The sequence below is a fragment of the Micromonospora sp. NPDC005220 genome, from assembly GCF_040607895.1.
GTDB lineage: Bacteria > Actinomycetota > Actinomycetes > Mycobacteriales > Micromonosporaceae > Micromonospora.
On record NZ_JBEXHP010000171.1, the window covers coordinates 1 to 8,543 of the forward strand.

Below are 8,543 nucleotides of genomic sequence, written 5' to 3' on the forward strand. Positions count from 1 at the left end.
GCCGCCCGCGAGGCCGAGGCGCCGCGCGCCGCCCGGGAGTCTGGTTCGGACGCCGCCGGCTGACCCGACGGCGTCCGGACCGGTGGGTCAGCTCGCCTTGGCGAGCGCCTCGAACTCGTCGTCGGTGAGCCGCACGTCGGCGGCGGCCACGTTCTCCTCCAGGTGCGCCACCGAGGACGTACCGGGGATCGGCAGCATCACCGGCGAGCGGCGCAGCAGCCAGGCCAGCGCGAGCTGCGCCGGCGACGCGCCGTGCGCGGTGGAGATGGCGTCCAGGGGGCCGCCCGGGCGGGCCAGCTCACCGGTCGCGATCGGGAACCACGGAATGAACGCGAGGTCGTTGCGCTCGCAGTACTCCAGCACGTCCTCGGCGCTGCGGTTGGCCAGGTTGTACAGGTTCTGCACGGAGGCGATCGTGGTGATCGCCCGGGACTCCTCGATCTGCGCGACGCTCACCTCGGACAGCCCGATGTGCTGGATCTTTCCTTCCTCCCGCAGCAGGGCCAGTTCACCGAGCTGATCGGCGAGCGGCACCTTCGGGTCGATCCGGTGCAGCTGGTACAGCGGGATGCTGTCCAGGCCGAGGTGACGCAGGCTCAGCTCGCACTGCTGGCGCAGGTACTCCGGGCGGCCCACCGGCCGCCAGTCGCCCGGGCCGGACCGAGTCAGGCCGGCCTTGGTCGCGATCACCAGGTCGTCGGCGTACGGGTGCAGGGCCTCCCGGATCAGCAACTCCGAGACGAACGGCCCGTACGAGTCGGCGGTGTCGATGAACGTCACGCCCAACTCGATCGCACGGCGCAGCACCCGAACCGCCTCGGCCGGGTCCTTCGGGTCACCCCAGACACCCGGGCCGGTGATCTGCATCGCCCCGTACCCGAGCCGGTTGACGGTGACGTCGCCACCGATCCGGTACGTGCCGGACGCCTTCGCGGGCTGCTCACTGATATTGGTCGCCATTACCCGATCCCCAATCGTCTCGTCGTTGTGGGGGTGGACAGCACGGGTGCGAAGAGCCCACCCGCCACCGAACGATCATCCCCCGGAACCGCACCGCCATGCCGCCGGTCGGCCGAGTGTGGGCGCGGACACGCCGTGGGCGCGCCGAGCCGAGTTGCCGGGAAGCGCCCGGTACGGCCGGGGTCTCCGTGCGACGCTGGCCGGAGCCGGTGCGTTCCGGCGCGACGGCGGAGGGAGCACCCATGGGAGTGCCGCAGGTCAACTTGGCGCTCGACACGTACGAGTGCATCGTGATCTATCCCGGCGCGGCCGGGCGGGCCCTACCCGCCGAGACCGTGCAGCGGTTGCAGGCCGAGCACGCCGAACACATGCAGGCGTTGCAGCGACGCGGCATCATCCTGGTCGCCGGCTCGATCGACGGAACGACGAGTAACCCGGAGCCGCCGATCGGCTTCGGGCTGGCCCGCACCGGCAGCGTCGACGACGTCCGCAGCGTGCTGGAGGCCGACCCGGCGGTGCTGGCCGGGCTCTACCGGGTGGAGGTGCTGACCTTCCTCTGCCCGGCTGGTTCCCTGGAGTTTCCGCTGGTCAAAACGGAGAGCTGAGCGGCTGATCCATCGCTGTCGTGATGGCGACGGCGTCCGCCCGCCCGCCGGTGCTACGGTCGCGCCCAGCGAGGGCCGCCGCCGGGGCGTACCCGGTGTCGTGGGTCGGCCCCGGTCGAGGAGTCGCCATGATCTCCGCCACCGGCCAGGCCGGCCCGCACCGCGAGTGGGCCGAGCGGATCTCGGCGGCGCTCACCCCGCACGCCCTGCCCGGTGAGCCGCCACCTGCCGCCCTCGGGGCACCCGGAGTGAGCCGCCGCCGGGAGCACCCCGACGGCGCACGTCACCAGAGGCGTACGATTCCCGGCGCGCGGTCGCTGATGCCCGTCGCCACAACGTTCCCGGTGCGGTTCCGCCCGCCGGCCCGACGCGCACCGCGCGTCGTTGGACAGAAGTTCCGCTGCCTGCAAGGGGTCGGCCCCGAGTCCGACCTGAAGGAGAGACTAGCCTGATGGGCGTGACACGCCGCGCGAAGATCGTCTGCACTCTTGGTCCCGCCACCTCGTCCCCGGAGCGCATCCGGGGTCTCGTCGAGGCCGGCATGAACGTGGCGAGGCTCAACTTCAGCCACGGCAGTCACGCCGACCACGAGGCGGTCTACCGACTGGTCCGGGAGGCGTCGGAGGCAGCGGGTAAGCCGGTCGCCGTCCTCGCCGACCTGCAAGGCCCCAAGATCCGGCTCGGTCGGTTCGCCGACGGCCCGCACGAGTGGCGCACCGGTGACTCGGTCGTCATCACCGGCGACGACATCATCGGCAGCAAGGAGCGGGTCTCCTGCACCTACCGCAAGCTGCCGCAGGAGGTGAAGCCCGGTGACCGGCTGCTGATCGACGACGGTCGGGTCGCCGTCGAGGTCACCGACGTCACTGGCAACGACATCCGCTGCCTGGTCACCGAGGGTGGCCCGGTCTCCAACAACAAGGGCGTGTCGCTGCCCAACGTGGCGGTCAGCGTGCCCGCGATGTCGGACAAGGACGCCGAGGACCTTCGCTTCTCCCTGGGTCTCGGCGTCGACCTGGTGGCGCTCTCCTTCGTCCGCTCGGCCGAGGACATCAAGCTCGTGCACGGGATCATGGCCGAGGAGGGCGTGTTCCGCCCGGTGCTGGCCAAGGTCGAGAAGCCGGAGGCGGTGGAGCACCTGGAGGCCATCGTGCTGGCCTTCGACGGTGTCATGGTCGCCCGCGGTGACCTCGGTGTCGAGATGCCGCTGGACGAGGTCCCGCTCGTGCAGAAGCGCGCCGTGCAGCTGTGCCGGGAGAACGCCAAGCCCGTCATCGTGGCCACCCAGATGCTCGACTCCATGATCGAGAATTCCCGCCCCACCCGGGCGGAGGCATCCGACGTCGCCAACGCGGTGCTCGACGGAGCGGACGCGGTGATGCTCTCCGGCGAGACCAGCGTCGGCAAGTATCCGGTGCTCACCGTCAGCACCATGGCCAAGATCGTGACGACCACCGAGGCGGGGTCGATCGGGGTGCCGCGGTTGCAGCACGACCCGCGTACCCACGGTGGCGCCCTCACCGTCGCCGCCTCGTCGATCGCCCGCGCGATCAACGCCAAGGCGCTGGTCGCCTTCTCGCAGACCGGTGACACCGTGCGCCGGCTGTCCCGCCTGCACTGCGACCTGCCGCTGCTGGCCTTCACGCCGGTCCCCGAGGTGCGCGACCAGCTCGCCCTCACCTGGGGCGTGGAGACCTTCCTGATGCCGTTCGTGCAGCACACCGACGACATGTTCCGCCAGGTCGACCAGGCGCTGCTCGGCCTGGGCCGGGCCAACCCCGGCGACTACGTGGTGATCGTGGCGGGTAGCCCGCCCGGCACCCCCGGCTCGACCAACACGCTGCGCGTACACCAGCTCGGCTCGCTGGTCGACGCCGCGTCGGCGCGGGCGCTGCAGTGAGCGACGGTCGGGTCGCGATCGGCCAGGCGGCGGTGGACCAGCTGCTGGAAGTGTTGGACCTCGACCCGACCGGGGAGATGACCTTCCGGGGGATGAGCCCCCCGGTCGGCCCACAACGGGTGTACGGCGGCCAGGTCGCCGGTCAGGCCCTGGTCGCCGCCGGCCGCACCGTCGACCCGGAGCGGTTCGTGCACTCGCTGCACGGGTACTTCGTCCGCCCCGGCGACCCGGTCGAACCGATCGCGTACGAGGTGGAGAACATCCGCGACGGCCGGTCCTTCTCGGTCCGCCGCTCGGTAGCCCTCCAGCACGGCAAGCCGATCTTCTTCATGTCGGCGTCGTTCCAGCGGGCCGAGGAGGGGCTGGACCACCAGGCCCCGGCCCCGCTGGACGTACCCCCGCCGCAGGACGTGCCGACGATGACCGACCGGCTCTCCCGCTACCCGGAGCGGCTGGGCATCTGGGGCCAGATCCCACGACCGATCGACGTGCGCTACGTGGGCGAGCCCGGTTGGGTACGCCCCGGCGACCGGCCCGCCGACCCACACCAGCGCGTCTGGATGCGCATCGACGGCAAACTGCCCGACGACCCGCTGCTGCACGCCTGCGCGCTCACCTACGCCTCGGACCTCACCCTGCTCGACTCGGTGCTCTCCGTGCACGGTGAGGTGTGGGGGCCGGGCGGTGTGGTCGGCGCGAGCCTGGACCACGCGCTCTGGTTCCACCGGCCGTTCCGGGCCGACGAGTGGTTCCTCTACGACTGCTGGAGCCCGTCGGCGTCCGGCGCGCGGGGGCTGGCCACCGGCCGGATGTTCACCACGGACGGCCGGCAGATCGCCAGCGCCGTCCAGGAGGGGCTGCTGCGCCGCGTCGGCGCCTGACGCTCATCCCGCGCAGGTAGGTGTCGCTCATCCCCGCAGGTGGTTGTCGCTCATCCCCGCCAGGCAACTGGCGGGGATGACGTCTCTCAGGCCTGGTAGATGGCCTCGCCGGCGATCTCGATCTGCACCGTCTTGCCGACCAGCACCCCGCCGCTCTCCAGGACGACGTTCCAGAGCAGGCCGTAGTCCTCGCGGTTGATGCCCGCCGTCGCGCTGAAACCGAGGATGTTCTGCCCGTACGGATCGCGACGAGCGCCACCGAAATTCACCTCCAGGTCGACGGCCCGGGTGATTCCCTTCACAATCAACTCACCGGTGAGGACGAATCGTCCGGGAATGCCGTCGGACTGCGGCGGAACAATGTGACTCCGGCCTCGTCCGCCCAGCCGATGGCTGCGCAGTCGCGCCCACTGGAATATGGGGTCCTCCGTGCCCTGCCATTTAATGCCGGTGCTTCGATATTCCACTGTGGGAAAGCGCTCCACGTCGAGGAAGTCGGCACTCTTCAGATGCGTGTCCCGGTCGACGCTCCCGGTGGTGATGCTGGCCGACATGATGGTGGCCGTCACCGAGGAGCGCAGCGGGTCCTCCGCCACGAAGATCTGCGCGGTGGCCTCGGCGAACTCGCCGCGTACCGGGCTCACCATCATGTGCCGGGACAGGAAACCGATCCGCTTGTGCGCCTGATCGAGAAGATAGGTGCCGGGAACCGGGATGGTCATTCCATCCCAGGTGCGTGTGGCGACATCGGTCATCGTGTTGCCTTCCCCCCGAGCGAACCCGGGTGTTTATCAATATGTTGCTGGCGGCCACGTAAAGGGCCGGACATTCGTACTCTCGCCCAGCATAGGGACGCCCCGGAACGGCATTTCGGCCGCCACCGTGCGGTGGATCATGAGGTGCCTGACCGGTCCCGCGCCGGCTTCGCTACGGGTGCGAACGGCGCGAGTTCCCATCGATGCGCGCCGACCGGCCGAGGGTCGCCCGCCCGTCCGGTTGACCAGCGACTAACCTTGCCGACATGCGCCTCTCCGCCCGGGTCGACTACGCCCTCCGCGCGGCCGCCGAACTCGCCGCGACGGCCAGCGGTCCCGGGCGCGGCCGGCCCGTCACGGCCGACCAGATCGCCCGCGCCCAGGAGATCCCACCGAAGTTCCTGGAGAGCATCCTGCTTCAGCTGCGCCGGGGCGGCATCGTGCACGCCCAGCGTGGCCCCGAGGGCGGTTACTGGCTGGCCCGCCCCGCCGAGGAGATCTCCCTCGCCGAGGTCATCCGGGTGATCGACGGACCCCTCGCCCACGTTCGCGGGCAGCGCCCCGAGCAGCTCGGCTACCACGGCCCGGCCCGCGCGCTCCAGGAGGTCTGGATCGCGCTGCGGGCGAGCGAGCGGGAAATTCTGGAGCTGGTCAGCGTCGCCGACGTGGCAGCGGGCACCCTGCCCGCGCGCGTCACCGAACTGGCCGCCGACCCACGCGCCTGGATCTGAGCGCCGGTCCGGCGTCACCCGGCCGCTCGTCCCGCGCACCGCCCGCGGCGTCCCATCCACCGATCGGGGGCTTGACCCTGACTGCCCCATCCCGCATTGTCGACCAAGTCGATAGGAGATGCCTAAAAGTCAGGGGGCGCTCGTGCGCAAGCTGTTGGTCCTCGCTCTGGTAGGGCTCGTCGCGCAACTGATCGATGGTTCGCTCGGCATGGCGTACGGCTTGACCTCGTCCACTCTGCTGCTGGTCGCCGGGGTCGCCCCGGCCGCCGCCTCGGCCTCGGTGCACCTGGCCGAGATCGGCACCACGCTCGCCGCCGGCGTCGCGCACTGGCGGTTCGGCAACGTCGACTGGCGGGTGGTGACCCGCATCGCCCTGCCCGGCGCGATCGGCGCTTTCGCCGGCGCCACAGTGCTCAGCTCGATCTCCACCGAGGCCGCCGCACCGTGGATGGCCGGCATTCTGTTCACGCTCGGCGCGTACCTCCTGGTCCGCTTCGCCCGACCACTGCGCACCGACCGGGTCGGCGGACGGCTACGCGGTCGTTTCCTCGGCTCCCTGGGCCTGGTCGCCGGCTTCGTCGACGCGACCGGCGGCGGCGGGTGGGGTCCGGTGGCCACCCCGGCGCTGCTGGTGTCCGGTCGGATGGAGCCCCGCAAGGTGATCGGTTCGGTGGACACCGCCGAGTTCGTCGTGGCCGGCGCGGCCAGCATCGGCTTCCTGATCGGGTTGGGCGCGGAGGGATTCCTCCTCCCCACCGTCGCCGCGCTGCTCATCGGCGGGCTCATCGCCGCCCCGCTGGCCGCCTGGCTGGTGCGCATCGTGCCCGCCCAACTGCTCGGCGCGGCCATCGGCGGCGTGATCGTGCTGACCAACGCCCGCACGCTGATCCGCTCCGCCGAACTGGGCGGCCCCGCCCGACCCGCCGTGTACGCCCTGTTGGCCGCCGGCTGGCTGGCCGCGCTGGTGCTGGCCGTACGCGCCCTACGCCGTACCCGCCGCGCCCGCGCCGAAGCCGCCGAGGCCACCAGCGCTTCCCCCGCCGCGGCTGTTGCCACTACCACCGCTGCTGCCGGCGAGGTGCCGGCCGATCTGGCCGCAACGGGCACGTCCGCCCGACGCTGAGAACCCCGTCCGCGCTCCCGTCCGCGCTCCCGTCCGCGCCCCCGTCCGCGACCCGCCCCGCCCCGCTGTCGCGCCGTCCCCGTCTCGCCGTTGTGCCCTGCCGTCGTGGCGCGCTGCACCGTCGGGTCCCGCCGCCGCGCCGCAAGATCGCGCAGGATCCTGGAAGTCAACGCCATTGCGTTAGGCGGAACGGCCGTTCGTCAACCGGCGCCACCTCGCCGATCATGCAGTTGTGGTGGGCAACAAAACGCCCGTAAACCGCTAAGCCGGGCACCACAACTGCATGATCGACGCGCCCGCACTGCCCCTGCTCCGCGCTCTCGCAATTTCTGCCCCGACACAAGCCGCATTCCACCCGTGTCGACGGCCGCAACCGCACGATCGGCGCGAGCTACTCGCTCCACCTACGGTGACCGACCAGGATCCCCTTCGCCAGCACGGGTTGACCCGCCGGCGGCAGCGCTGACGCAACGGTGTTGTCCTGGAAGTAGTGGCATCCCGGCGTTCCGTGGTCACTACATCCTGGGTCGAGCGTGACCTTGCGGCGGTGGGCGTCCCGAACCCCCGGCCTCGGTCGGTCGGGGATGGTGCTCGTCGTCAAGATCCGCGCAATATCGGGGATGTTGCTGCATCTCGCGCCTCGGAGGCAGCAACATCCGGGAAGTTGCGTAGATCGCGCGAGGACGCGCGGCCCTGGGGCCTGGGCGCGTGGGGCGCGGGGCGCGGGGTTAGCCGAAGAAGCCCGGGTGTGCCAGTGGGTCAGCCCACCCGGACGATGTGATCGGGCATCGATCACCGAGGCAGGAGCGGCACCCACAGTTAAGCGATGCTGGTCGATGTTGCGCGCCGGAAAGCGCTTGCCCTACGATCGCGGTGAGTCGGATCCGTGAGTTCCAGGGCGTGTCACCCCGATCAGATCGCCGTCCGCCGCCGTCGCGGTGGGGTTGGTCCACTGTGCCTCCCCGGGCAGGGCCGGTGTGCCGCAGCGATCACCACCGGATCCCCGGAGGCAGTGCATGCACCCGTCCAGACATCGGCTGATCCTGCTCGCCGCCACCACGGCGGCCACCGTCGTGGCCGGCACCCTCGGCACGGTCGTCGCCTCGGCCGCCGCCGTCGGCTGCCGGGTCGACTATCAGATCACGAACCAGTGGCAGGGCGGCTTCGGCGCCAACGTCATCGTCACCAACCTCGGCGACCCGGTCAGCGGGTGGGCCGTCACCTGGTCGTACGCGGCGGGCCAGCAGGTCACCCAGGCATGGAACGCCGTTGTCACCCAGTCCGGTGCGCAGGTCACCGCACGCAACGTCGACCACAACGCCGCCATCGCCACGAACGGCAGCGCCTCGTTCGGCTTCAACGGTTCGTGGACCGGCAGCAACCCGGTGCCGGGCAGCTTCGCGCTCAACGGCACCACCTGCACCGGCGCCCCGCCCACCGACGGGCCGACCACCCCGCCGCCCACCACGCCACCACCCACCACGCCACCCCCGACCACGCCACCACCCACCACGCCACCCCCGACCACGCCACCACCCACCACGCCACCCCCGACCACGCCACCACCCACCACGCCACCCCCGACCAC

General features: G+C 71.3%; 9 protein-coding genes. 7 read left to right on the plus strand and 2 right to left on the minus strand.

Annotated features, from left to right (window positions below):
* Positions 1-87: 87 nt before the first annotated feature.
* A complete protein-coding gene (locus tag ABZU52_RS30820) occupies positions 88-960 on the minus strand; it encodes an aldo/keto reductase (RefSeq protein ID WP_354974445.1) in 873 nt (290 codons plus the stop codon).
* Positions 961-1,202: 242 nt separating this feature from the next.
* Between ABZU52_RS30820 and ABZU52_RS30825 the strand changes: the two genes are divergently transcribed.
* The 4 genes from ABZU52_RS30825 to ABZU52_RS30840 all read left to right on the plus strand — a co-directional run bounded on the left by ABZU52_RS30825 (position 1,203) and on the right by ABZU52_RS30840 (position 4,346).
* A complete protein-coding gene (locus tag ABZU52_RS30825) occupies positions 1,203-1,565 on the plus strand; it encodes a YciI family protein (RefSeq protein WP_354974446.1) in 363 nt (120 codons plus the stop codon).
* A 128-nt stretch (positions 1,566-1,693) separates the two neighbouring features.
* On the plus strand, positions 1,694-2,017 hold the full coding sequence (locus ABZU52_RS30830) for a hypothetical protein (RefSeq protein ID WP_354974447.1): 324 nt from the start codon (positions 1,694-1,696) through the stop codon (positions 2,015-2,017).
* On the plus strand, positions 2,017-3,465 hold the full coding sequence (gene pyk, locus ABZU52_RS30835) for a pyruvate kinase (protein WP_354974448.1): 1,449 nt from the start codon (positions 2,017-2,019) through the stop codon (positions 3,463-3,465). Before ABZU52_RS30830 ends, pyk begins: the two co-directional genes overlap by 1 nt.
* Positions 3,462-4,346 (plus strand): acyl-CoA thioesterase II, encoded by an 885-nt coding sequence (locus tag ABZU52_RS30840; protein ID WP_354974449.1) that lies wholly within the window; start codon positions 3,462-3,464, stop codon positions 4,344-4,346. Before pyk ends, ABZU52_RS30840 begins: the two co-directional genes overlap by 4 nt.
* Before the next feature lie 86 nt (positions 4,347-4,432).
* Here ABZU52_RS30840 and ABZU52_RS30845 read toward each other — a convergent pair whose 3' ends face one another.
* On the minus strand, positions 4,433-5,101 hold the full coding sequence (locus ABZU52_RS30845) for a YceI family protein (RefSeq protein ID WP_354974450.1): 669 nt from the start codon (positions 5,099-5,101) through the stop codon (positions 4,433-4,435).
* A 266-nt stretch (positions 5,102-5,367) separates the two neighbouring features.
* On the opposite strand from ABZU52_RS30845, the gene ABZU52_RS30850 reads away from it, so the two are divergent.
* From ABZU52_RS30850 to ABZU52_RS30860, 3 genes are all read left to right on the plus strand, one after another.
* Positions 5,368-5,832 carry an Rrf2 family transcriptional regulator gene (locus ABZU52_RS30850; RefSeq protein WP_007462839.1) on the plus strand — a complete coding sequence of 155 codons (465 nt, stop codon included), beginning with the start codon at positions 5,368-5,370 and terminating at the stop codon, positions 5,830-5,832.
* A gap of 142 nt (positions 5,833-5,974) precedes the next feature.
* On the plus strand, positions 5,975-6,955 hold the full coding sequence (locus tag ABZU52_RS30855; protein ID WP_354974451.1) for a sulfite exporter TauE/SafE family protein: 981 nt from the start codon (positions 5,975-5,977) through the stop codon (positions 6,953-6,955).
* Between the two features lie 1,016 nt (positions 6,956-7,971).
* A partial coding sequence (locus ABZU52_RS30860; protein ID WP_354974452.1) for a cellulose-binding domain-containing protein occupies positions 7,972-8,543 on the plus strand: 572 nt, incomplete at its 3' end.

Excerpts from the sequence above, each read along its gene's own strand:
- ABZU52_RS30820 (WP_354974445.1), bottom strand. The coding sequence starts at position 960 with ATGGCGACCAATATCAGTGAGCAGCCCGCGAAGGCGTCCGGCACGTAC.
- ABZU52_RS30825 (WP_354974446.1), top strand. The coding sequence starts at position 1,203 with ATGGGAGTGCCGCAGGTCAACTTGGCGCTCGACACGTACGAGTGCATC.
- ABZU52_RS30830 (WP_354974447.1), top strand. The coding sequence starts at position 1,694 with ATGATCTCCGCCACCGGCCAGGCCGGCCCGCACCGCGAGTGGGCCGAG.
- pyk (WP_354974448.1), top strand. The coding sequence starts at position 2,017 with ATGGGCGTGACACGCCGCGCGAAGATCGTCTGCACTCTTGGTCCCGCC.
- ABZU52_RS30845 (WP_354974450.1), bottom strand. The coding sequence starts at position 5,101 with ATGACCGATGTCGCCACACGCACCTGGGATGGAATGACCATCCCGGTT.
- ABZU52_RS30850 (WP_007462839.1), top strand. The coding sequence starts at position 5,368 with ATGCGCCTCTCCGCCCGGGTCGACTACGCCCTCCGCGCGGCCGCCGAA.